The following is a 22,200-nucleotide window of genomic DNA, read 5'->3' as shown; positions in this document are numbered from 1 at the left end:
AATAGCCCGTGTCGGCTATTTTTGCGGGAGCTGCCTTGCGGGCGGGCCTCCGAACGGCGTAACTCGCCCGGCTTCCTCGGGAATGGATTTCAGATACTCGACAAGCGCCCAGCGTTCGTTGTCCGCCAGCAATGGTCCGATCACGCCATGGCCGCGTGGGCTGTCCTCAAAGGAGTGACCAGCGTTCGAGTTTCCAAGCAACTCGGTATCCAGCAGGTACTTTCCGGAGGCGCCGCTGGTGTCGAGTCCAACCTTCACAGGATCGAATTCTCTTCCGATGTAGAATTTCTTGGTGCGCTCTTTGGCGGGCACGAGCATTTCATAAAGGTTGGGAACCGAGCCGTTGTGCAGGAAGGGCGGCGTAGCCCAGACGCCGTCGCGCGGCGCGGCCTTGTAGACCCCCTCCGCGGGTTTTGGCAGCGGGTACTCCCGATAGCCATGGAGATTCAGCTTCTCCTCATCGCTCATCTTCAGTCCCGAAATCGCGGTTTCAAGTATCGTATCTGAAACGCCGACATAGAGGGCGCCCGTCGGTACGAGGTCCTTGCCGCGCAGTTCCCCCGGCAGATGCTCTTTCAATTGACCCGTGAGCGCGAACGGCCGCAGATCGCGGAATTGCCCGGGATCCGTGCCCACGTAGGATTGCGGCGTCAACCCAACCAGAACGAACCGTTTGCCGTATTTATTGGGCTCGGACCAGGTGTAAGGCCATGCATTGTGGCAGCTTGCACAATGGGTAATGAACAGCGCTTTTCCCGCCTTGGCTTTTTCCCGGTCGATCTTGCCGAACAACTCTTCCGGCCATTGCGGAGGGGCCAAACGCCCCAGTTGATTCTCGACCCGCTGGAGGTCGGCGATGTTTGCATTCGAATGGAATAATCCCTGGGCCGGCGATTTCGCCCGCAAATTGATGTCCATGTAGACGCCCATGGTCTCGGTCAGATTCCGGGAAATCGGATCCTGTTTCACGCCACGCCATTGCGTCCACAACCCCTGCGGAGCGTTCCACAGGAAGGGAGGTTTGGTAGGAGCGAGAGGCGTCGACCAATTCTCGGGCAAATCGGGCTGCACGGTCAGCAAGCGATTCACGATCAGTCCGATGGCGTCCATCCGGGCTGGGCCCCAGGGGAAGGGTGTGACCAAAGTCCTGGTGCGGTAAGCATTTACTTTCTCGGCTTGACCTTCAAAACGGAGGCGTAGCGATTTTTTGGCATCGGGCGTCGACGCCCCGATCCGCATCGCAAGCCGATCGAATTTCGCCGCGTCAGACAGCGTCGCCTGCATCGCCTCGTCGAGCGCGCCCAGATAGGCCTGGATGTCGAAAGTGTTGCCGACGCCGCCCTGAATGCGAATGCGCTTGCCCTTGTAATTGAGCTGCCCCTCATGACAGGCCGCACATGTCAGGCCAACATGATCACCGCTCTCGCCGCCTGGCCATCGGGTAGCGCCCAACGCAGTTTTACTGAGACCAGCCGGAAAACCTTCCGGGTTGAACTTCGGATTTGCCTTCTGGGTAATGAGGCCGTAGCGCTCGCTGTTAGCGTCAGACCGGAACAGCTCCTGGCCGCCGGCAACTTCCAAATTCATGAAGATGTCATAGGGGAGGACCGTGGAGCCCTGCGAGAAATTGGAATACCATTCCCAATCTTCTTGCGACCATGCTTGATTGAGAAAGATAGCGGGCTCAGCTGGAGCCTGCTGGGCGCCTGCCGGAGCGACGGCAGATATCGCGAGAAATGACGCGATACTCAGTTTTCGCATTGCCATTTTCATCGCAGCGCTCCGCGTTCTTGATTGACGCGCAAAAATTCCACTGATCCGGCAGAGATTTGACCGACCAAGAGATCAGGGACTCAGAAGTTCAAATACTGAGGCAAATGCTGCAAAGTGACTATGCAATTTCGGCACCTTGGACGTATCACCCAATTGAGCCGCGGATCCTTTGCGATCAACCAGCGTCACTTGAGCGACGCATAGTAGGCCGCCAGGTTCTCAATCCTGGTCGCTGGGCGAAGCCGTCAGCCCGTGCATCACGGAATTGACCCTGCCAGATTTGAAATCCTGTAGAGCCTTGGCCAACGCGGCTGCCGGTTTACCTTGCCAGCGCGGGATACGGCCCCATCCCCCTGGCCCATGCAGACCTATTTTATTGTGGGGGCGGGCGAATTAGCACGGTGTAGTCGACCACGACCTGGAGTTCCGGTTGAGAATTGCGGGCATTGCCTTGTTGCCAGACAGTTCCGTATGTCGTCTTTAGGCGAAAGCCCTTCAGCGGGCCTTCCGTCGGACGATATTGTATCCAGAGGTCCAGCTCGCGCTGATCGGGAATCGCCGCATTGGTGCTGCTGTTGATGGCACCCCAGCCCCGCGTGTACCACACTCCGGCGCTGAGGCCGGAAAGGCCAATCGATCCGAAGTCATACGCTATGCTGCCGCCGAAGGCCTTTTCATTTGCGTTGTCGAACAACAGCTGCTGCATGCCCGTGTAATTGGGATTTCCACCGAACGGGGTATATAGGCTGGATCCCGGGCCGGTCATCGAACCGGCCAAGAATAAAGTCCATCCCGCATAAAGCATCTGCGCCTTCGCAGACGCTTGATAGGTCTGGAAAGGACTGCCCGTGAGCAGATTGGCTCCAACGCTTCGCTGATCGATAACGTTTGCGCCGACCATCCAATTGGGTTTCCAGGCTGGCTGCTTGAAGTCGTACTCTATCTGGGCGAAGCCCGCGTTGATAAAGTCCTGGATGTTGTAGTCCATCGCGACGAGCGAGAGCTCAGCAGTCGGCCGGTATCTGACCATTCCGAAAGGCGCGCCGCGGTTGACTGCATCGCTTGCCAATGCCGCGGACATAGGAATGAAGTCGTTCGAGTCCCGCTGTTTTACGTTCCAGAGGTAACCTACCGCATAGTCGTATTTTCGCTCGTTGTCCGGAAGCGAGACGATGCTGGCTGCTTCAAACGTGTTTGGTACCATTCGGTTGTCTTGTGCATTGATAAGAGGCGTGTCCACCAATTGACGCCCGCCGCGGAATTCCTGGTCCCCGAATTGCAGCCGGCCGTAGACCTGCCCAAGCACGCCGATCGAATTTTGCGGTGGGGCCAACAGCAGCGTGCCGCCCTGATCCGAAGGAGCGAAAATCGGTTGCGAGGTATAGACGGCCGCGTGAACCCCGAACACGTCACCGATAAGCCCCGACCGAAATGCCAACCAGCCACCCCCTGCCCAGGCTTGCGACTTCGATCCATCAAGATTGCCGCGCGTCAAATCATACGTTCGGGCCACGAATTGTACGAGGGAATCGCGAAAGAACGCCGGTGTCTCGGCAGAAGATCGCGGCCAATAGACCTCGTTCATATAAGGCTGGGGCGGAATTTTCCTTACGGTCCAGAAAAAACGATCCTGATCTGCGACCTCCTTTTGTGAATCCGGCAGGAGTTGCTGAAACTGAGATTGAGCCTGAGAAGGCGTGACACCGCCGACCGATCCGACCCAGATTGCAATCAAGCCGGCAGCAAGAAGCCGCATGGAAATGCGACTTCGATGATCTCGCTTCGGCCAGAATGATCGCATAGAAGCGCAGTCCCCTAGATAGCTGTCGGACTACTTCAGCCTCGTTCAACTCGTCGGATCATTGCCAGTTATACAGGAAAACTGTTTCCAGGTCATCGCCGGAAACTCGCACGTGAGCAGTAGAAGCCTGCCCTCGCCTCCGCGGGCAGACCCGGGGCTCCGCAGCCTCACGCCCCCAACCCTCCACCAAGACCTATCCGCAGCTGAATGGAAGTGGCAATACCCATCAGAAATGGGCCGAAATTGCATAGCGGTCGCGGAAGTATTCAACCAATCTGCGCATGACCAGTAAGGCCGAAGATGCGCGATAGTTGAACCAGCGCGCATCACGGGTGCCTCATTTTCAATCGAGTGCACGATGACCACAACGATCAAGCTGACCGTCAACGGCAAGGCCGTCGTCCTGAAGGCTGACGATCCCAGCATGCCGTTGCTGTACGCACTGCGCGACCAGCTCGGCTTGCGCGGCATGCACTTCGGATGCGGGTTGGCTCAATGCGGCGCCTGCACGGTGCACTATTACGGCGAGGCGCTGCGAAGCTGCGTGATGCCCGTCTCGGCGGTGGCCGACGCCGAAATCGTGACCCTGGAGGGTCTCGGTACGGCCGAGAAGCCGCATCCAGTGCAGCAAGCATTCATCGACGAACAGGCCGCTCAGTGCGGCTACTGCATCAACGGCATGATCATGCAGGCCGCCGCTTTCCTCGCGACAACCAAGCGCCCGACCGAGGACCAGGTCCGGCAGGCGCTTGCGGGAAACCTATGCAAATGCGGAACCCACGTCCGCATCCTGCGCGCCGTGATGCGTGCCGCGGAGAAGATGGCGTGACAGCGCTGACCACCCATACGCTGCTTTCTCGCCGCGCCCTTCTGGCGCAGGGTGGCGCGCTAGTGGTGACGTTTGCCCTCACCTCACGGCCGATCCACGCTCAAACCGCGCGGCCGGCCGACAAGACCGTCGCCATCGACGAAGTCGCCGGTTTCATCGCGATCGACGCAACCGGCAAGGTCACGATCTATTCGGGAAAGGTCGAGCTTGGAACCGGCGCTACTACGGCGATCGCTCAGATCGCCGCGGAAGAGCTGTCCGTGGCACTCGATCGTGTAGCAATGATCCAGGGCGATACCCAGCTGACACCCAACCAGGGACCGACCTATGCCAGCCTGTCAATACAGGACGGTGGCATGCAGATCAGGCGGGCCGCGGCCACAGCGCGCGAGGCGCTCCTGCAGCGGGCTGCGGACAAGCTCAAGGTGGCGAAGGACACTTTGACGGTCCAGGATGGCGTGGTCACATCAAGGGCCGGCGGTGACAAGATTTCGTATGTGCAACTGGTCGGCGAGCAACAGCTCGCGATGAAAATCGATCCTGCCGCAACGCTGAAGGACCCGAAGGACTACACCATCGTTGGCACCTCCGTGCCGCGACGCGACATTCCCGCCAAAATCTTCGGGACGTTCAACTTCGTGCAGGACCACAAACTGCCCGGCATGCTGCATGCGCGCGTAGTTCATCCAGCCGGCGTTCGCTCGACGCTCCAAAGCTTCGACGACACCGCGTGTCGCAAGATCAAGGGCTACGTCCGCGCGGTGCGCAAAGGTAATCTCCTGGCAGTGGTGGCAACCAACGAATGGGCCGCGATCACCGCCTCGAAAGCGATCGTTGCCAGTTGGTCGGACTGGGCAGGACTACCCGTGGAGTCGCAGCTTTACGAGTACGTGCGCAGCTCGAAGGTCGACCGCAACGAGGTGCTGCAAACGGCTGGCGACACGGCCGCCGGTTTCAAGCAAGGCAAACGAACGCTGCAGGCGACGTACGACTTCGCGATGCAGACCCACGGATCGATCGGCCCATCCTGCGCAGTCGCCGATTTCAAGGACGGCCGGCTGACCGTATGGACGCCCTCGCAGGCAAGCCATCTGCTGCAAGTGCAGCTCGCGACGATGCTGAGCTTGAAGCCCGAGAGCGTGCGCTGCATCTTCGTGGAAGGTGCGGGCTGCTACGGCCGCAACGGCGCCGACGACTGCACTTCCGAAGCAGCCGTGATCGCCAGGGAAATCGGCAAGCCGGTGCGACTGCAATGGATGCGGCAGGACGAGCACGGTTGGGATCCGAAGGGCCCTCCCGTGGTGCTCGACTATCGCGCCAGCATCGATGACCAGGGCCAGATCACCGCTTGGGAGTCCGACATGTTCATGCCCGAGCAACCGTTCAAGCGCTCGGGTGTGACGCTGCTCGCGGCCGTGCTCGCCGGGCTGCCGAAGATGCCATTCCCGGGTTCGGCCACTCCCCACTCGGGACTCGGCATTCCCTATGCGTTGCCGAACAACAAGCTGACGGTGCACTGGCTGCTCGACACACCGTTGCCTTCGGCGTGGATTCGCGCGCCGGGCAATACACAAAATACGTTCGGCAACGAGACCTTCCTCGACGAAATCGCGGCGGCCACCGGTGTCGATCCGTTCGAGATCCGAGTTCGCCATCTCAAGGATTCGCGGGGACTCGAGGTCCTCGAGCGCCTGCGCGCCCTCGCGAAATGGGAACCGCGCGGGTCGCGCCCGCGCGATGCCGGCGCCATCGCGCGCGGTCGCGGCGTGACGTACTCGAAATATGAGAGCGTACGGACGTATGTGGCGGTGGTCGCCGACGTGACCGTCGACCGCACGACGGGGCGCGTAAAAGTCGATCGCGTGTTCGTCGCGCACGACTGCGGTCAGATCATCAATCCCGACGGCCTGCACAATCAGATCGAAGGCAACGTCGTGCAAACGGTGAGCCGCAGCGTGGTCGAGAAGGTCACGTTCAGCCGCAGCGCGGTCACCAGCCTCAACTGGGGAAGCTACCCGATCCTGACGTTCCCCAATGTCCCCGAGGTTGTCATCGACCTGATCGACCGGCCGAACGAGGTTCCCTGGGGTGTGGGCGAGCCGACGACATCCCTCATCCCTTCGGCGATCGCGAATGCAGTGTACGACGCGACCGGTGCGTGGGTGCGATCCGTACCGTTCAGGCCTGCCCAGGTACTGGCGGCATTAAAACTCTCCAAACCGGGATAGCGAGCCAATGACCTCCTCAGACAGCGGAGTGGAAAGCCACGTCTCGGCCGCCTTTAGCCGCGAGAACGTGGCATTCCATGGCAACGAGAACGAAGTCCTGGCGATAGCAGCCAAGGGACCCCGCGGCGCCGCTCTAGTTGCGGCACTCTCGGTGGCAGCGCTGCTCGCGATCTGGATTGCATTCTATTTCTTCATCTTTGTGCCGCGGGGCGATGTTGGATGAGCACCCTCCCGAGTGATGTGATCGAGGAGTCGGAACGGCGATGGGCTTACGTCGTTGCGGCCGTTATTGGCTTGATGTTCGCGGTGATCATCTTCACCAGTGTGCATTGGGCCGCCCAACCTCCATCAAACGTCGAAACGATCGATGCCAGCCGGCTTCACCTTGCCGGCGAATTCGTGGAGGAGAATCTCGGCACAGCGGTTCAGCCTGACGGCTCAGTGATTGTGCGCGTTATTGCGCAGCAATACTCGTTTGTTCCCTCCTGTATGGTCGTCCCTGCGCAGACTCCGGTCGTCTTCCGGGTGACCAGTCCCGACGTCGTGCACGGATTTCTCATCATGGATACAAATGTGAACAGCATGGTGGTCCCGGGATTCATCGCGGAAATTCGCACGCGATTCGAAAAACCGAAAACTCATTTGATGCCGTGTCACGAGTATTGCAGTGTCGGTCACGACGGCATGTGGGCACATGTCAAGGTCGTCGATCGACAGGAGTTCACGAAGTCCTACGGTAGCCAACCGAGAGCGTCCTGTGCAGGGTAGCAGTCGCCTTGTCCTTGCCCATTTCTGGGCCGCGTTCGCCACCTTCGCAGTGGCGATTCCGCTTGGTGCGTGGCAAATGCTGGTGCGCAGTCCCCTTCACCAATGGATAGCCCCGGAGTTGTATTACCGCGCCGTCACGGCGCACGGCACAACCTTCGCCTATGTCTTCCCGACGCTGATCGCGATGGGATTCGGCTATGCGGTTTGCGCGGTATCGCTCGGCCGGCCGATGCGCGGCTTGTCGCTTGCCTGGATCTCGTTTGCGCTGGTGATCGTGGGGGCCGCCATGGCCCTGGCAACGGTCGCCGCAGGAAAAGCAAATGTCCTCTACACCTTCTATCCGCCTCTGCTCGGGAGCCCTTACTATTATCTCGGCATTCTGGTCGCGGTGGTTGGCACCTGGGTCTGGATCGGACTTATGGTCTGGCATGTCCGACGCTGGAAGATCGATCACCCCGTCCTGCCAATCCCTCTCGCGATGTTTGCCACGGCCGTCGGCGCGCTACTTTGGGGATGGACATCGCTCGGGGTGGGCGCGGAGATCGCGTTCCTCATCCTGCCGAACGCCTTCGGATGGACCTCCACGATCGATCCCGGGCTTGCCCGGGTGCTATTTTCGTGGACGCTTCATGCCATCGTCTATTTCTGGCTGATACCCGCCTACATCGCGTTCTACGTATTGCTGCCGCAGGCCGCCGACGGCCGCTTATACAGTGACAAGATGGGGCGGATCGCCTTCCTGCTCCTCCTGATTTTCTCGATGCCTATCGGCCTTCACCATTTGTTTGTCGATCCCCAGATCGGCGCGGGCTTCAAGTTTCTTCATACCGTGTTCACCGGAATGGTCGTGGTACCAACCTTGCTAACGATTTTCACGATCTGCGCCTCACTTGAAATTGCCGGCCGGCTGCGCGGCGGTCGAGGCCCGTTCGGCTGGATCGCCGCCCTGCCCTGGGACCGGCCGTTCGTGCTCGCGTCGGGTTTTTCAATGGTCATGCTCGGACTTGGCGGCGCGAGCGGGATCATCAACATGAGCTACGTCCTGAATTCGACGGTCCACAATACGCAATGGGTTACCGGCCATTTTCACCTGATCTACGGTGGCGCCGTCGTTATCATGTACTTTGCAATAGCATACGAACTTTGGCCTCGATTGACGGGCCGGCCGCTTGCAGCGCCAAAGCTTGTTCGGCTTCAATTGTGGACCTGGTCTGTCGGGATGCTACTCGTTACCCTCCCGTGGCACCTTGTCGGAGTCATGGGACAACCTCGTCGCATGGCTTACTACGATTTCAGCAATCCTGCGTTGGCTTCGCAGGGTGTGTGGGTCACTGTATCGGCGATCGGCGGTTTCGTTCTCGTCTTCTCGGCGGCCTTGTTTATCGGCGTGCTGCTAGCGTCGCATCGGGGACCGACGGCCGCCATCTCGCCTCTTAAATTCTCGCTCGCGGTCAACCCGCCCCGCCGGCTTCCGAAATCGCTGAACAGCTTTGGGATATGGGCGGCGCTTGTGTTGGCGTTGACCCTCGCCAACTATGGCTACCCGCTGGCGCAGTTCGCGTTTCTCGGCAAATCTGCCGTACCCGCTTTCCCGGTATCGCAAAATGACCGACGTTGATCAGCCACGTCCGCGCGATCCCAGGTTCGCCATTTGGATTGGCGTCACCGCGGGGCTCTTTGTCCTTGCGCTGGTGGTTGGCTTCATCTGGCTTCCCTTGGCTCAGCGAGGTGCCGATGGGCTCGACCTGTGGAGTGCCATTTGCCGCGCCGTTGGTCTGCCGAGTGGCAATGCACGGGTATCGGCGCCAGTAGCGGGTCAGCCCGCTTCGCAGGTCGCATGGACGACCGAGACGCGACGACGGCTCGCACAAGGCGACGCCAGTGCGGGGGCCGCGATCGCCCAGGCCTGTAACAACTGCCACGGCGTGGTGGGGATAAGCGCTGATGCAATCATACCAAACCTGGCTGGTCAAAGCGCAGCGGCGATCTACAAACAGTTGGATGACTACAAAAGCGGCAAGCGCGACCCGGCGGTAATGGGGGTATATGTTTCACCCTTGTCGGATCAGAACTTGCTGGACCTTGCCGCACACTACGGCTTGCTGCCCAATCCTACCGGCGACACCTTAAGCACGCAAAGCTCGACCAGTACGGTGGCGCGCCGTCTGATTGACGTCGGCGCCCCTCTCCGCGGCATAGCACCCTGCGCATCATGTCACGGACCGGCCGGCGTCACGCCCGGAGCTCCCGGTCTCCGTGGACAGCAGCGAGCCTATCTCGAGCTGCAAATGCAGCTATTCAAGGATGGGACTCGACGCAACGATATTAGTGAGCAGATGCGAAGCGTTGCCCGTCAGTTGACCAGCGAAGAGATCGCGATGTTGGCCGCCCACTATTCAAGCATTCCCGACACTGGTGGACGCTAGAACAGTCGCTTTTTGACGAAACAGTATTCGCTTCGCTGTCGTCGGATCGCGTGACGTTCGACTTGCGGGCTTTGACACTCTGGCGAAAAGCTGCCGGGCGTTCCGAATTTGCATAGTCACGCAAATAGTTCTGAGATTATCGTTACTTCGTCAGTGCACGCGAATGGTGGCCTCCATACTGCGAAGCGCTCGTTCTGCCGTCAGGGAGGGAACGTCATGGAAGCTCTGTTAGGTTTTTCTATCGACTTTTGGGACTATGCAACCTTCCTGTCGCTTTTCTTTCTTACCGTCGTCGGACTCGGGTTCATTGTGTTCATGCTTGGCCTTCCCGGAAGAATCGCCATCGCCCGCAACCACCCAGAAGCCGAGGCGGTCTATCTGATGGGTTGGGTCGGCTTCCTGGCGGTCGTACCGTGGATCCAGGCGCTGGGCTGGGCCTTTAGGCCGACCACCGTGATCGATGTCCGCTATATGCCAGAGGAGCGGAGGACCGAAACCGAAGCGACGATCGCAAAATTGACCGGCAAGTCCCCGGCGGCCATCGCGGCACCGGAGACGCGGCAAGGAGAGTCTGCGCCATGATGGTTGCTCTTCTCGTTCTTGCATTTGCTTCCCTTGTGTTCTGGCTTGTTTTCTTTCGATTCAAGCTCATCAGACTCACGCCCGGCTGGGGCGTTATCTTCGGCTTCTTTGTCGTTCATTTGCTGCTTGTTTTCGTAATAGGCCTCCGATTCGTTACGCCGAATTCCGCCAATGCAACTGTCGTTCAACGAACGATCCAGCTCGTTCCGCGCCTCCCGGAGCCAACGCTCGTTGAGGAAGTGCTTGTCGAGGAAGGTGCCCCGGTCAAGAAGGGGCAGCCTCTGTTTCAATTCGATCGCCGTCCCTACCAGTACAAGGTCGACCAGATCTCCGCGCAGCTCGCCGCCGCCAAACAAAACGTCAAAGTGTTGAAGGCAGATGTCGATGCGGCGGCCCAAGGCGCGAAAAAGGCCAAGGTGGAGCTCGCGTACGCTCAGTATCAGAAGCGGATCTTCGACAAGCTGGCGCAGGAGCAGGCAGTACGCGAAGAAACTGTGGAAGAGTGGCTGACCAAGGTGGATGCGGCCGAGGCAACCAACGACGCGGCGCTGGCCCAACTCGAACGCGCCAATCTCCAATACAAATCCGAAATTGACGGTATCAATACAACAGTCGCAAACATGGAGTCGCAACTTCAGCTGGCGCGGTACTATCTGGACAACACCACCCTGACGGCGCCGGAGGACGGTCATATCATCAACCTACAGGTTCGCCCCGGAATGGTGTCCGGCATAATTCGGGCCGGCGGCATCGCCGCCTTTATCGCGGATGCGGACCGCTATTTGCTCGCAACATATTTCCAGGAGAACCTCAAATATGTGAAGCCGGGCCAGCCGGTCGAAGTTGCACTCGACCTTTATCCCGGTCAAATCTTCCGTGGGACTGTGGACAGCATCTGGCGCGGCAATGGCATTGGACAATATTTGCCAAGCGACGACATTCCGAAATTCCAGGCGCCGGCCCCAAATGTCCCCCAAGGGCAGTACGCCGTGAAGATACGACTTGACCACGCTGACCAATCCAAATTCCCAATAGGCGCGCAGGGTTTGGCTGCAATCTATACAGGTGGAGAGCATGGCGCATGGGCCGTACTTCGAAAGATCTCAATCCGCGCTCATTCCTGGTTCAACTGGGTCTACCCGCTCGATATCTAAGGGGCTGCTTTAACGCGATCCTGTTCGTCGAGAGAGTCTACGTTTCCCTCTCCTCGTATGGATCGTCGAAAGATCGGCCCCTCGCCTGATGGTTCAGAATTACCGAGTTGGTAGCACCGCGATAATTATCACGTATCCAAGAGGCGTGGGTTAGGCGGGAAGCACCAGCTGTCGGGGTTTGTATGTTAGCATCGTCGATCAAATGGATACTCGTCATTTCGGGAGTCTTGACTGCTGCCGGCGGCCTCGCAGCACTACTACTCCCACAGCCCACGCTTAAGTTGGTATTCGGGGCAGACAACGCGGGTGCACTTACAGACTTCTTTGCCAGGCACTGGGGCGCTCTGCTTTTCGTAGTTTGCTCGCTAACGATTTATGCGGCCTATTTTCCGGATACTCGCGGGCCGATTCTGACCGCGGCAATCTTCGAGAAAGTCATTATCTTCTTCCTGATCTTCTTCGGTAGCCTGACGCGTACAAGCATGATGACAGCGATCGCAATCATGGATGGCTCGCTCGCCGTTCTCTTCACCGCATACCTGCTTGGACTGTAGGGCGAGCGTACTGAAATTTAACTACTGGTGTTCGCTCGATTGCATCTCGTCGTAAACGTTGGCCCCGAGAGACAGAACGATAGATGATCCATGAATGCCCGACTCGAAAACGAGGTGAGCAAACCTGATACTCGATTTTCGAACTCAGGGGTAACCGCTCACCAAGGCCGGAGAGATGTCATGACCCGCTTTTCACACTTGCTAAGTCTCGCTTTCTCTATGCTCGTGGTCGTACCGGCTGTCGCTACGGACAAATTCGAATGTCCTTCCCCTTTCAAGCCGAACACTCCAGCCAAGCTCGAGCAGATCAAAGGCCTGCTCCCTGGTTCCAACGTAATGGTCAACATCATTCAACTCAACGACACGATAGCCACCCTTCGGCGCGAAGGCATGTCCAAGCGACTGATAGTTGATCACCTTATCGGTGCCTACTGTCCATTGGTTGTTCAAGAAGCCGCGTTGACCGACGCTGAAAAAGCTGCGCGTGTCGCGCGCTTCTCCGGCCAGGTCACGAGGTTGGTCTATAGCCTCGAAAGCGGTTTGGACGTCATCATCAACGTGCCCCTCACACCCGACATTGTCGATGCGGTCAGCGACACAGCCAAGAAGCAGGGCCTTTCGGGTCCTGCCTGGATCGCGATGACAATAGATGACGCACTACAGCAACAGAGTCTCGCCCGGCGTCAGTAGGGTTCATGCCGTGCAAGGGAAGCTATAGCGAAGGCAAACTAGCGAGCCCACTGGATCATCTGCAGGCACGTTTGCAAGCTGACATAACTTGGAGTGCGACCGACGCTTTCCTGCGGGATGCATTGTGCCTTGCTCGAAGCCGGATATTTTGACCACTGGCTCCCGAGTTGCCGCTGTGCCCGTTTTTCATCCCTTATGCAGGCATTTACGGATTGAGTGTCCGAAAGTCCTGCCGTCGCGGCCAAGTCGAGCTTGCATGTACGTGTAACGTCGAATACCGGCACTCCATTGGCAACCGCGACAACCAGCTGTGAACTCAAGGCGATCATCGAAACTGAAATAGCCATCCTCGTAACTCCTTATCCTGTCTTCCGCGCGACGGAAGGACAAGTATTTCAATGGGAACGGACTGCTATCGTCTATGCGAAAACGGACCTGCAGCGCCGACAGATTTCCGGCAGCAGCTTTGAAGTCGACTACTAGCCGCTCGCACCGAAGACCCCAATTCCCTTTTGGATCGCAGCAAACAGGGAACTTTCTTTCGCTCATAACACACTAAGCGGTGGCAACTCATTGAAGTTCAATCGGTGAGAACGCGCTTGTCGGCACTCAGACGGGATGCAAACCGCTCCGTCAGCACCGGACCGAGCACTGATGTGACGAACACCAGCACAAGCACGACATTGAACATGCGATCGTCAAGGAGGCGCTGGCCGGCTGAATTGAGCGTGTCGTGGGCGACCAGGGTCGCGGCGAGCGTGGCAGCAACCTGCGGCAGTGTGAGCGACCAGATGTTTAGTCGTTCGTTCGGGCTATAGCCGAACACGTGACCCACGGCCCAGGCGGCTATCCACTTGCCGACAAGCAGGGCGGCAACAATACTGGCAACGAGGAAGAAGTCGTCGAAAATCCCAAATACAAACTTGATCGGATCGATCAGGAAGCCGGTAACGACGAAGAAAATGGGAATAAAGAACGATTTGCTCAGAAACTCAAGCTTGATACTTGCGGGTGCTTTCTGTGCAGAGGCATTGATGGCGAGCCCTGCGAGGAACGCCCCCACGATGCCCGGCAGCTGGATCGCATCCGCAAGTACGCCTGCGATTGCCATGATGCTCAGCATAAGAATGAAGTAAGCGTCCTCTTCGTTCTCCACTCGCTTGAGAACGTAGGCTCCGAGACGGCTCAAGCCGAACAAGACCAGCAGGATATAGCCAACGATTTCCGCGAGAAGCAGCGCGAGCCCCGCCGGCGAGAATCCGGTCGTGTAGATCGAGATACAAATCGCGAATACCACGAGCGACAGGGTGTCGGACATCACCGTGGCGCCGACCGCAACTGTCACCGACTCCAAGCTTCCCAAGCCTAGCCGGTTCACGATGGCTAGCCCAAGCAGTGTGTGCGAAGCTAGCAGCGACCCAATCACGATTGCCGGAACTACGCCGTAGCCGAAAGAAAGCCCAACGATGGTGCCGAGCAACAGAGGAAACACGGTTGTGGCGATGCCAAGGGCAATCGAGCGGTGACGAGCTCGCCGAAACAACGCGAGATTGATTTCCAGGCCCGCGAAAAACATCAGGAGCAGTTTGCCTAGCTCCGCCAGGAAATCTGCGATCGGCCGGACCTTGCCAAATATGTCGAGAACATACGGGCCGGCGATAACGCCGCCAAGTAGCAGCCCCACAGTTGCAGGAATGTGCGCCCGACGGGAAAGGCGCGGGATAACGACAAGCATCACCATCCCTACCGCGAACTTCGCGAGCACCGGCATGGTGAAAAGGTAGTCCCGGAGAAAGTCGATCATCTTCCGACGGTACCCCCACGACACTGCGCTCGTGTCATCAGCACGATTGCCTCCAGAATCGTCCTTACGGCGCAGTCCGCCAAGCGGAGCGAGACGGCCCCCGCTGACCGCTCCAGCGTCAACCACCGTAGCTACGTATGGCTATGCCAAAGGCCGACAGCGCTGACGCGGGTGGCTCGTTTGAAGGTTTTCGCAAGAAGTTGGTCCAAACGCAGCGTATACGCTATGCACTTTCGGCATCTTATTGCCGAGATCGAGCGAGATTTCCCAACGCGCTATTGCCCTTGGTTGAAAGCGGCATGGGGCCGAAATCGGATGGTGCAGGTTACGCCCCCGGCCGCCTTGTTATTTGACAGGGAACAGGAGCGCGATAGAAGCCCGCAGTTGCCACGCCGGAGTGCCGGTCGGACGTATCGCGTTGTAATAGGCGGCAATCGATGCATTCACTGGTTGATCACCCATTCTGAAAACGCGACCGAAGCCGCCTCCGACCGGCACAGTCCACTGCTCGCCCGATGGCGCGAGCCAGTTCGAGGTGATGATGGGGGCTGTGGTCAAGTACCAACCGTGCGCCATGTTGTAGTTGAGGAAGGGCTGGGCGAGAAAGGTGTTGACCGGCGGTCGCAGTGGATTGCCGCCGATCGACCACTGGTTATTGAGCAATACGCCGATCACCCAATGCCCCGGTGTAGTCAGGAAAACGGCCGTCGGACCGAACAGGAATTTGCCGGTCCCAAGGAATGGATCGTTGGCGGACGGAACGGTGAAGACTGGACCGACGCCCCAGATGAGCTTGCCCGGGTGTGTTGGGGAAAAAAACAACGATTGGGTAATGTCGCCAATGCCATTGGTGTTGCTGTCGAAGAACGGGTTCGGCTGGCTCACCAACGGAATGATGGTGCGTGAGATCAGGTTCCAGTCATCGCTCAAGTGCATCGGCACGACGGGCTGAATGTTGAATACTTCCTGGGTGCGATTGAACGGCCCGGCGTTGAAATTGGTGTTGCTTTGGAACGGCACGCTGACCAGGTCCGCGATCGGGTTTTGTGATGCCTTCTGAAGGTCTTCCGAAGGCTCATGAGAGCCCCCAGCGGTCGATGGCTCGGCCGCAGCGGAAACGCCGCTCTGGAATTTATAATTGATCCCGGCTTTGACCATTTGAAGGTCGCGGTTCAAAGCCACCGAAGGGACCGTGGGAGAATTCCAGTTTGATAGCCCGAGATAATCGTATTCGAGTTTGACCGTCCAATGCGACTTGAAACCGTATTCGAGGCCGCCGCCAACTAACCAGCCACTGCTGGTGTTGGATCCGTTCCAGACTATGCCAGGGAGGTTCAAAGTAGCGTTGCTGTGCACCCAGCCGCCGCCAAGCTTGGCGAATACGAGCCAACGGTCATTCACGAGGCCAACGCGGCCCGCCACGGTGCCGATCCAGCGCTGGTCCACATAACCTAGCGTTGGAGTAGAAAGGGCCGGATGACTAAAGCTGGCACCATCGAAATCACCTTCGACACCAAATAGAAAGTGACCGGCCTGGAAATTATAGCCCGCCTGCACGCCGCCAATGAATTCGCTCAGGCCGCCATACAGATTGTTGCCAGGAATGTTCAGGCTGCCGTTGGACCATCCCCCGCCGAAGTTGGCGCCCACATAAAGCCCCGACCAATTGTAGGGCGGCGCTGCGATTGGAGCTTTGTACAGCGGGGGTTTGGCAGGCAAGTCCGATGCAAGAGCAGGCCCGCTCAACAATCCTGCAGCAGCGATGCCCGCAAGGACAATTTTCTGCACTGTCGCCTCCTGAAGATGCGACCCACGACTCCGAAGTGTATTGCAAGGAGCACATTCTCTCCAACCGACTTCATTGATCGCGCCAAAACCATGCGTGCAATCTTCGCTCCGGTGACTTTTCGGCAACAACGAGGTTGGGCCACTTCCATATAGCAGCACCGCGTTCAAGCCCTTCTAATCCCGTCACCGTTGCTGTCGTATCAGACGCAATGCCAGTGCGGATGGCTAGGCCCGGTGCGGACCTGCCGGGGATACGAGAGGGCCCGCCTCAGTTTGAGACCACCCCAAATCGAACGTGCGATGTCTCCAATTGGCACCTTATCGGATGCGAGCCGGGCCGTCTTGCTTGGTTCCTCATAATGCCGCTGGGTAGGCCGTTGCAGATCCTTCGACAGGATGCCGAATTTGCATAGCGAACGATTGAAGAGCGAATAGTCTCCGTCCAGAAAGCGGTCGGACGCGTGAACAAGGTCGAGCTGATTAGTGCGCTTGCTGGCTCGTCCCTGCCATCGATGCCCAAGGCTCCAGAGAAGAGCGCCCCTCCAGCCATGAAGGTGCGGAAATGATCCGTGTACCCCTCACCGCGCTGCTCGCTGCAGCAGGATTCTGGACGATCGATCATGTTCCGGCTTCTGCCCAAACCGGCATATCGCAATATCCTTTTTGCATCCAGGGCATGGACAATCCCGGATGGAGCGGCTGCTCTTTTAACAGCCTAGCGACCTGCCAGGCCTCGGCTTCCGGCACCGACGCCGAATGCCTGGCCAATCCTTGGTACCGACCCAGCGCCAACGCTGCGCCACCTTCTCCGCAAGAACGAACGGGCATGGGTGGGCCACTTCCGATTGGGCCGCCCCCGAGATGATGAGAATATTCAGCCGCTGATCGCTATGACGCGACTCACCCATGAGAATCCAACGTCTTCCCGGCGGCTTCTGTTTCGCTTTTGCTCACCCCCAAGGGCCAGCGCCTGCCGAATGCCAATGCATGCCAGTGGCGTGGGGGCGGCAACTATTTTCTGCTTCCGCAAAACTTGCTCGCCTTACAATGCGGGATCATGGGGATTTCCAGCGTTAGAAGGGCCGAAATTGCATAGCGTATGCGCGGCGCTTCGACCAATCTCTCGCAAGCAATCTTGAAGCGACTATCCGCGTGTAACCGGGTGCTGAGAGAGAGAGAGAGAGAGAGAGAGAGAGAGAGAGAGAGAGAGAGACAGAGACAGAGACAGAGAGAGAGAGAGAGAGAGAGAGACGACTTTTACGGGACGTTCCGCAAGACGGCGAAGCAACGTGCTCCTCGCCTATGTCGTTTGAGGGATGTCAACCCTGCACCACAAGCTCTGTGCAATCACGGCAAGGAGATCCTCATGGCCAAGAAGAGTCGAACAAGCTGCATGATCATCGCCCTCCTGCTCTGCGGGGCAGCCCCGGCGCTGGCCCAGACCACGCCTTCGACGCCGCAGCACATGCCGCTGCAGAAGACGATTGGCCAGGCCAAGCCGGAGATTGTGCCGTCATTGATCGTCATGAACGCCCGCGGCGCCAGCCTGCAGGGCGGGAAGCTAACGCTCACCGGCGTGGCGCCCAACTCGATCGTTTTCGCGGACCGCCCGGTGCGGGCGGCAGGGCATTCGCTCACGGCCGACCTGCTGGAGGAATGGTCGCCAAGCAATGCCAGCGATGAGAGCTTTACCAAGGATCCGCCGAACGCCACCGTCTCCGTGTTCAGCACGGACGGGTCGAAAATCCGCGATGCCGTTGTGGTGCTGAAGACCGCGAAGCTCGAGGGCGACCGGCTGATCTTCGATGTGGACGTGCTCGAAGGCGATCTGGCCGGCGGCGACGGACCCGCGGCACTCTTCATCGACCGCTTCGGTTTCGGCGGCTTTCACGCTGGTGGCTTCCACGCGGGCGGCATGGGCGGCTTCCACGCTGCGGGCGTCCGCGGCGGCTACGCGCGGGTCGGGGGTGTCGGCGCAGCCGGCGCCTGGCGTCGTCCCTACGTCGCGCGCGGTGCCTTCTATCGCGGAGGCTACGGTGCTGCAGCGGTCGGTGCCGCCGCGGTGGGTGGGGCTGCACTGGGTGCGGCGGCAGCCAGCACCTATCCCTACTATGGCGCCACCTGCGGCTATTATCCGTATCCGCCCTGCTACTGAGGTAGCCGTCGCGAACGTCCTATCAAACAATCAACAGCGCACCACGGAGAACGAAATGCTTCGATCCTTGATCCTCGCAGCGGCTCTCTTGACGGGCGCTCAGGCGGCGATGGCCCAGGCGCCCAAGACCTGGACGCAGGTAGGAATGCTGACGTGCAAGCTTAACCCAAGCATTGGCTTCGTCATCTTCGGTCATCAATCCATGGAGTGCCGTTTCATTCAAAACCCGCCATTGCCGCTGCAGCTCTATGAGGGCGCGCTCAATACCGTAGGTGTCGATATCGGCATTTCGGCAGGCGGCGTGCTGGGCTGGGCCGTGCTCGCGCCCACCGCCGGCCCTCCACCGGGAGCCCTCGCTGGCGAATACGTCGGTGCCACCGGGGAGGTTGGCATGGGTCTGGGAGCCGGCGTCAACGTGTTGATCGGAGGGTCTGGACGGAGCTTCGCTTTGCAACCGGTCTCCGTCGAAGGATCGGTTGCCCTGAATGTCACGCTCGGCCTCTCACATCTTCAACTGCGTGCCGCGCGCTGAATTCATTCTGGCGACTGAATGGTTCGATCGGAGCGGCTTCTATCGATGTCATTTGAACCTTGCAAAACCTCGTTTGCGTTCTAGGATTTCTCCTCGGGGATGATACCTCCTGAGAATGCCCGATCGGAGTAACTTTCGGCCGAAGCGGAAATGTCCGCTTTGGCTCGATTGTGTTGAAAAAGTCCTTTCTACGGAGCGAGCGAATGACACGCTTGGTGCTTGGGCTTCTTCGGCCTTACCGGGGTTGGCTCGCAATTGTCTTTATTGCGATGCTGGCCGAGATTGCTGCAAGTCTGGCCGCACCGTGGCCGCTAAAGCTTGTGCTCGACGATGCACTCGGCAAGCACCATCTGCCTCATTGGCTGGAGTGGGCGCACGACTACGGCTTTGGACGGCACACGCTTGGCGTCGCACTGTTCGCCGGCGTCGCCACGCTGGTTATCGCGATTATCGGTGCGGTCGCGACTTATATCGACAATTACTACACGACAAGCGTTGGACAGTGGGTCGCCAATGATCTGCGGATCCGCATTTACGAGCATCTCCATCGCCTTTCGCTGCGGTTCTACGACACGGCAAAGACCGGCGCGCTGATGTCCACCATTACCAGCGACGTCGCGACGATCCAGAGCTTTGCGTCTTCGTCGACGCTGAGCATCATCGTGGACATCATCACCATCGTCTTCATGATCGGCTTGATGTTCTGGCTGGATTGGGACTTCACCCTGATCGCCCTCGCCATTACGCCCTTCCTTCTGATAGCAGTCATGCATTTCAAGAGGGCCGTGAAGGAAGTTACGCGCACTGTCCGCGCCAGGCAGAGCGAAGTCGTCGCAGTTGTTCAGGAAGGGCTAGGATCGGTTCGAGCCATAAAAGCATTCGGACGACAGGATCTTGAACTCGCCCATCTCGAAGCCGCGAGCCACGCCACAGTCGAGGCTGCTCTCAAGGCCCGGCAGGTAAAATCCCTCCTGTCGCCTATGGTCAGCATCGTAGTCGCGATCTGCACCGCGATCGTCCTGTGGCGAGGAACGGCACTCATCGTCGCGGGGACCATGACAGCGGGCGCTCTTACGGTTTATCTCGCCTACCTTGCAAAGTTCTTCAAGCCCGTAAAAGACCTCGCCAGCATGACCAGCGCGATTGCGCAGACCACGGTCGCGCTCGAACGTATCCAGAAAATACTATCGGCAGATGAAATCATTCGCGAACACCCGGAAGCAACCGATCCTGGCCGGGTCAATGGCGCAATTACATTCGAGAACATCGCGTTTGGCTACGACGATGAGACCCAGGTGCTGCGGGATGTTTCGTTCAAGATCGAACCCGGTCAGGTCGTGGGCATTGTCGGACCAACCGGCTCGGGCAAGTCCACTGTGCTGAGTCTGGTCCCTCGCTTTTACGATCCCAAGGGTGGACGCATTTTGATCGATGGTGTCGACGTTGCAACCTTCAAGCTGGAGGCGCTGCGGGCCCAGGTTGGCTTCGTGTTGCAGGAGACGGTTCTGTTCCGCGGGACAATCCGCGAAAACATTGCTTACGGGCGCCCCGGCGCAACCGACGAAGAAGTCGTTGCCGCAGCGAAAGTAGCCAATGCCGATGAATTCATCGGCCGCATGCCCCATGGTTACGACACTGTCGTCGGCGAACGCGGGGACACGCTTTCTGGCGGCCAGCGTCAACGCATTGGCATTGCGCGCGCCGTCATTCGCAACAGCCCGATCATGATCCTGGACGAGCCCACGGCTGCACTCGACACCGAATCGGAGCACCTCGTGATTGACGCCCTGCGAGAGTTGATGAAAGGCCGCACGGTCATCATGATCGCCCATCGCCTGAGCACCATCAGCGAGGCGGACAAGATCGTTGTCCTCAAAGACGGCGTTGTTGCCGAGGAAGGTTCGCATAGCGCGCTGCTTGCGCTCGGCGGCGTCTACGCCGAACTTCATCGCATTCAGTACCAAACAACGGGTGCTTCGCCTGCCAATGCAGCTTAGCCATTGAAACGATTCCAGCCTCGGCCAGGAGCAAGAAAATGTCGCATACGCTTATCGTTCTTCCAGACGATACCGTCAGCGCGATCCTTGAACCGATCAACGCAGCCAAGCGCGCGTTGAACATCAGGATGTTCCTGTTTACCGAGCCGACACTGCTCCGCGCGGTGATCGCAGCCCATCAACGCGGGGTCAATGTTCGCGTGATGCTCAATCCGGCGCGGCGCAGCGGCAAGAGCGAAAATGAAAAGGCCCGAAAGGCTCTTCTCGCCGCCGGTGTCAAGGTGCGCGATAGCAGCGCCGCCTTTGCTCTCACCCATCAAAAGTCAATGGTTATCGACGACAAGATAGGTTTTGTAGAGTCCCTCAACTGGGAACCTCGCGATCTGACTGAAACGCGCGATTATGCGGTTACAACGACCAAGAAGAGCGAAGTGAAGGAAATGATAAGGTGCTTCGACGCCGACTGGGCTCGCAAGCCGTTCAAACCTGACCCTAAATCGCATCTGCTTTGGTGCCCCAATAACGGACGCGAACGGATCGCGGCCATCATCGACGGAGCGAAGAAATCGCTCTGGCTTCAAAATGAACGTTATCAAGATACTGTCATCGTCGAAAGGCTCGTTCGTGCGGTGAACCGTGGGGTTAGCGTCAGGATCATGGCGCGCGCGCCGCATAAACTGTCGGGCAAGAAGCTCGCTGAGGGCATCGGCGGGTTACGAATTATGCACGACGTCGGAGCCAAGGTTCACTTGCTAAAGGGCCTGAAGTTGCACGGCAAGATCGTGATCGCGGACGGCAAGCGAGCGATAGTCGGATCGATTAATCTCAGTCCGGGCAGCTTCGACTCGAGACGCGAACTTGCGATCGAAACCAAATCGAAGCGCGTATTGAAACGCCTCGTTCAGGTATCGCGGCGAGATTGGAAGCACTCGCAGAGGATCGACCTGTCCGATGCGGGCATACTGGCAGATCTGGAAAAGCACGGAAGCAAGGATGCGAACGTACTTGCTCTCGGGCGGTGAACCCAAGCAAGGCTTGAGGGACGCTGGTTGCACAGACGTCCGCTGGGAATTTTTCAAACATTTAGAAGACGGGCCAGATCCGGTTCTTCCCGAGAGC

General features: G+C 58.7%; 20 protein-coding genes. 15 read left to right on the top strand and 5 right to left on the bottom strand.

Annotation, left to right across the window (positions count from 1 at the left end):
- Positions 1–15: 15 nt before the first annotated feature.
- Together KIP88_RS07275 and KIP88_RS07270 are read right to left on the bottom strand one after the other, a co-directional pair.
- Positions 16–1,773, bottom strand: coding sequence for a di-heme-cytochrome C peroxidase (locus KIP88_RS07275; protein WP_214487164.1), 1,758 nt, complete (start codon positions 1,771–1,773; stop codon positions 16–18).
- 373 nt (positions 1,774–2,146) lie between these two features.
- On the bottom strand, positions 2,147–3,529 hold the full coding sequence (locus KIP88_RS07270; RefSeq protein WP_214487163.1) for an OprD family outer membrane porin: 1,383 nt from the start codon (positions 3,527–3,529) through the stop codon (positions 2,147–2,149).
- Between the two features lie 403 nt (positions 3,530–3,932).
- Between KIP88_RS07270 and KIP88_RS07265 the strand changes: the two genes are divergently transcribed.
- From KIP88_RS07265 to KIP88_RS07220, 10 genes are all read left to right on the top strand, one after another.
- The gene (locus tag KIP88_RS07265) at positions 3,933–4,403 is read left to right on the top strand and encodes a (2Fe-2S)-binding protein (protein ID WP_214487162.1); all 471 of its coding nucleotides are present in this window, start codon (positions 3,933–3,935) and stop codon (positions 4,401–4,403) included.
- On the top strand, positions 4,400–6,631 hold the full coding sequence (locus KIP88_RS07260; protein WP_308163282.1) for a molybdopterin cofactor-binding domain-containing protein: 2,232 nt from the start codon (positions 4,400–4,402) through the stop codon (positions 6,629–6,631). The genes KIP88_RS07265 and KIP88_RS07260 overlap by 4 nt, the downstream gene beginning before the upstream one ends.
- A gap of 7 nt (positions 6,632–6,638) precedes the next feature.
- Positions 6,639–6,854 carry a hypothetical protein gene (locus KIP88_RS07255; RefSeq protein ID WP_214487331.1) on the top strand — a complete coding sequence of 72 codons (216 nt, stop codon included), beginning with the start codon at positions 6,639–6,641 and terminating at the stop codon, positions 6,852–6,854.
- Positions 6,851–7,399 (top strand): cytochrome C oxidase subunit II, encoded by a 549-nt coding sequence (locus KIP88_RS07250; RefSeq protein WP_214487160.1) that lies wholly within the window; start codon positions 6,851–6,853, stop codon positions 7,397–7,399. Before KIP88_RS07255 ends, KIP88_RS07250 begins: the two co-directional genes overlap by 4 nt.
- Complete coding sequence (locus KIP88_RS07245) at positions 7,389–9,017, top strand: cbb3-type cytochrome c oxidase subunit I (RefSeq protein WP_214487159.1); 1,629 nt, start codon at positions 7,389–7,391, stop codon at positions 9,015–9,017. Before KIP88_RS07250 ends, KIP88_RS07245 begins: the two co-directional genes overlap by 11 nt.
- The gene (locus KIP88_RS07240) at positions 9,004–9,825 is read left to right on the top strand and encodes a cytochrome c4 (RefSeq protein WP_214487158.1); all 822 of its coding nucleotides are present in this window, start codon (positions 9,004–9,006) and stop codon (positions 9,823–9,825) included. The genes KIP88_RS07245 and KIP88_RS07240 overlap by 14 nt, the downstream gene beginning before the upstream one ends.
- A 216-nt stretch (positions 9,826–10,041) precedes the next feature.
- A complete protein-coding gene (locus KIP88_RS07235; protein ID WP_214487157.1) occupies positions 10,042–10,407 on the top strand; it encodes a DUF3302 domain-containing protein in 366 nt (121 codons plus the stop codon).
- A complete protein-coding gene (locus KIP88_RS07230) occupies positions 10,404–11,561 on the top strand; it encodes an HlyD family secretion protein (RefSeq protein WP_214487156.1) in 1,158 nt (385 codons plus the stop codon). The genes KIP88_RS07235 and KIP88_RS07230 overlap by 4 nt, the downstream gene beginning before the upstream one ends.
- A 227-nt stretch (positions 11,562–11,788) precedes the next feature.
- Positions 11,789–12,115, top strand: a complete 327-nt coding sequence (locus KIP88_RS07225; protein WP_214487155.1) for a hypothetical protein — start codon at positions 11,789–11,791, stop codon at positions 12,113–12,115.
- A 180-nt stretch (positions 12,116–12,295) separates the two neighbouring features.
- A complete protein-coding gene (locus KIP88_RS07220; RefSeq protein WP_214487154.1) occupies positions 12,296–12,805 on the top strand; it encodes a hypothetical protein in 510 nt (169 codons plus the stop codon).
- A 38-nt stretch (positions 12,806–12,843) separates the two neighbouring features.
- Here the strand turns inward: KIP88_RS07220 and KIP88_RS07215 are convergent, their stop codons facing one another.
- The 3 genes from KIP88_RS07215 to KIP88_RS07205 all read right to left on the bottom strand — a co-directional run bounded on the left by KIP88_RS07215 (position 12,844) and on the right by KIP88_RS07205 (position 16,397).
- Positions 12,844–13,152, bottom strand: coding sequence for a hypothetical protein (locus tag KIP88_RS07215; RefSeq protein WP_214487153.1), 309 nt, complete (start codon positions 13,150–13,152; stop codon positions 12,844–12,846).
- A 233-nt stretch (positions 13,153–13,385) separates the two neighbouring features.
- On the bottom strand, positions 13,386–14,609 hold the full coding sequence (locus KIP88_RS07210) for a cation:proton antiporter (protein WP_214487152.1): 1,224 nt from the start codon (positions 14,607–14,609) through the stop codon (positions 13,386–13,388).
- A 345-nt stretch (positions 14,610–14,954) separates the two neighbouring features.
- The gene (locus tag KIP88_RS07205) at positions 14,955–16,397 is read right to left on the bottom strand and encodes a porin family protein (RefSeq protein ID WP_308163281.1); all 1,443 of its coding nucleotides are present in this window, start codon (positions 16,395–16,397) and stop codon (positions 14,955–14,957) included.
- Positions 16,398–16,959: 562 nt separating this feature from the next.
- On the opposite strand from KIP88_RS07205, the gene KIP88_RS07200 reads away from it, so the two are divergent.
- From KIP88_RS07200 to KIP88_RS07180, 5 genes are all read left to right on the top strand, one after another.
- Positions 16,960–17,262, top strand: coding sequence for a DUF3551 domain-containing protein (locus tag KIP88_RS07200; RefSeq protein WP_214487151.1), 303 nt, complete (start codon positions 16,960–16,962; stop codon positions 17,260–17,262).
- A 501-nt stretch (positions 17,263–17,763) separates the two neighbouring features.
- Positions 17,764–18,552: a hypothetical protein gene (locus tag KIP88_RS07195; RefSeq protein WP_214487150.1), complete on the top strand. Its 789-nt coding sequence runs from the start codon at positions 17,764–17,766 to the stop codon at positions 18,550–18,552.
- A gap of 55 nt (positions 18,553–18,607) precedes the next feature.
- On the top strand, positions 18,608–19,084 hold the full coding sequence (locus KIP88_RS07190; protein ID WP_214487149.1) for a DUF992 domain-containing protein: 477 nt from the start codon (positions 18,608–18,610) through the stop codon (positions 19,082–19,084).
- Between the two features lie 203 nt (positions 19,085–19,287).
- Positions 19,288–21,081, top strand: a complete 1,794-nt coding sequence (locus tag KIP88_RS07185; protein ID WP_214487314.1) for an ABC transporter ATP-binding protein — start codon at positions 19,288–19,290, stop codon at positions 21,079–21,081.
- A 38-nt stretch (positions 21,082–21,119) separates the two neighbouring features.
- Positions 21,120–22,103, top strand: a complete 984-nt coding sequence (locus KIP88_RS07180; protein ID WP_214487148.1) for a phospholipase D-like domain-containing protein — start codon at positions 21,120–21,122, stop codon at positions 22,101–22,103.
- The last annotated feature ends 97 nt before the right edge of the window (positions 22,104–22,200 follow it).

Source organism: Bradyrhizobium sp. SRL28 (assembly GCF_018596315.1).
GTDB lineage: Bacteria > Pseudomonadota > Alphaproteobacteria > Rhizobiales > Xanthobacteraceae > Bradyrhizobium.
This window is presented reverse-complemented; position numbering and strand designations above follow the sequence as displayed.

Excerpts from the sequence above, each read along its gene's own strand:
- KIP88_RS07215 (WP_214487153.1), bottom strand. The coding sequence starts at position 13,152 with ATGGCTATTTCAGTTTCGATGATCGCCTTGAGTTCACAGCTGGTTGTC.
- KIP88_RS07200 (WP_214487151.1), top strand. The coding sequence starts at position 16,960 with ATGATCCGTGTACCCCTCACCGCGCTGCTCGCTGCAGCAGGATTCTGG.
- KIP88_RS07180 (WP_214487148.1), top strand. The coding sequence starts at position 21,120 with ATGTCGCATACGCTTATCGTTCTTCCAGACGATACCGTCAGCGCGATC.
- KIP88_RS07190 (WP_214487149.1), top strand. The coding sequence starts at position 18,608 with ATGCTTCGATCCTTGATCCTCGCAGCGGCTCTCTTGACGGGCGCTCAG.
- KIP88_RS07230 (WP_214487156.1), top strand. The coding sequence starts at position 10,404 with ATGATGGTTGCTCTTCTCGTTCTTGCATTTGCTTCCCTTGTGTTCTGG.
- KIP88_RS07265 (WP_214487162.1), top strand. The coding sequence starts at position 3,933 with ATGACCACAACGATCAAGCTGACCGTCAACGGCAAGGCCGTCGTCCTG.
- KIP88_RS07185 (WP_214487314.1), top strand. The coding sequence starts at position 19,288 with ATGACACGCTTGGTGCTTGGGCTTCTTCGGCCTTACCGGGGTTGGCTC.
- KIP88_RS07220 (WP_214487154.1), top strand. The coding sequence starts at position 12,296 with ATGACCCGCTTTTCACACTTGCTAAGTCTCGCTTTCTCTATGCTCGTG.
- KIP88_RS07255 (WP_214487331.1), top strand. The coding sequence starts at position 6,639 with ATGACCTCCTCAGACAGCGGAGTGGAAAGCCACGTCTCGGCCGCCTTT.
- KIP88_RS07210 (WP_214487152.1), bottom strand. The coding sequence starts at position 14,609 with ATGATCGACTTTCTCCGGGACTACCTTTTCACCATGCCGGTGCTCGCG.
- KIP88_RS07195 (WP_214487150.1), top strand. The coding sequence starts at position 17,764 with ATGGCCAAGAAGAGTCGAACAAGCTGCATGATCATCGCCCTCCTGCTC.
- KIP88_RS07250 (WP_214487160.1), top strand. The coding sequence starts at position 6,851 with ATGAGCACCCTCCCGAGTGATGTGATCGAGGAGTCGGAACGGCGATGG.
- KIP88_RS07275 (WP_214487164.1), bottom strand. The coding sequence starts at position 1,773 with ATGAAAATGGCAATGCGAAAACTGAGTATCGCGTCATTTCTCGCGATA.
- KIP88_RS07270 (WP_214487163.1), bottom strand. The coding sequence starts at position 3,529 with ATGCGGCTTCTTGCTGCCGGCTTGATTGCAATCTGGGTCGGATCGGTC.
- KIP88_RS07240 (WP_214487158.1), top strand. The coding sequence starts at position 9,004 with ATGACCGACGTTGATCAGCCACGTCCGCGCGATCCCAGGTTCGCCATT.
- KIP88_RS07235 (WP_214487157.1), top strand. The coding sequence starts at position 10,042 with ATGGAAGCTCTGTTAGGTTTTTCTATCGACTTTTGGGACTATGCAACC.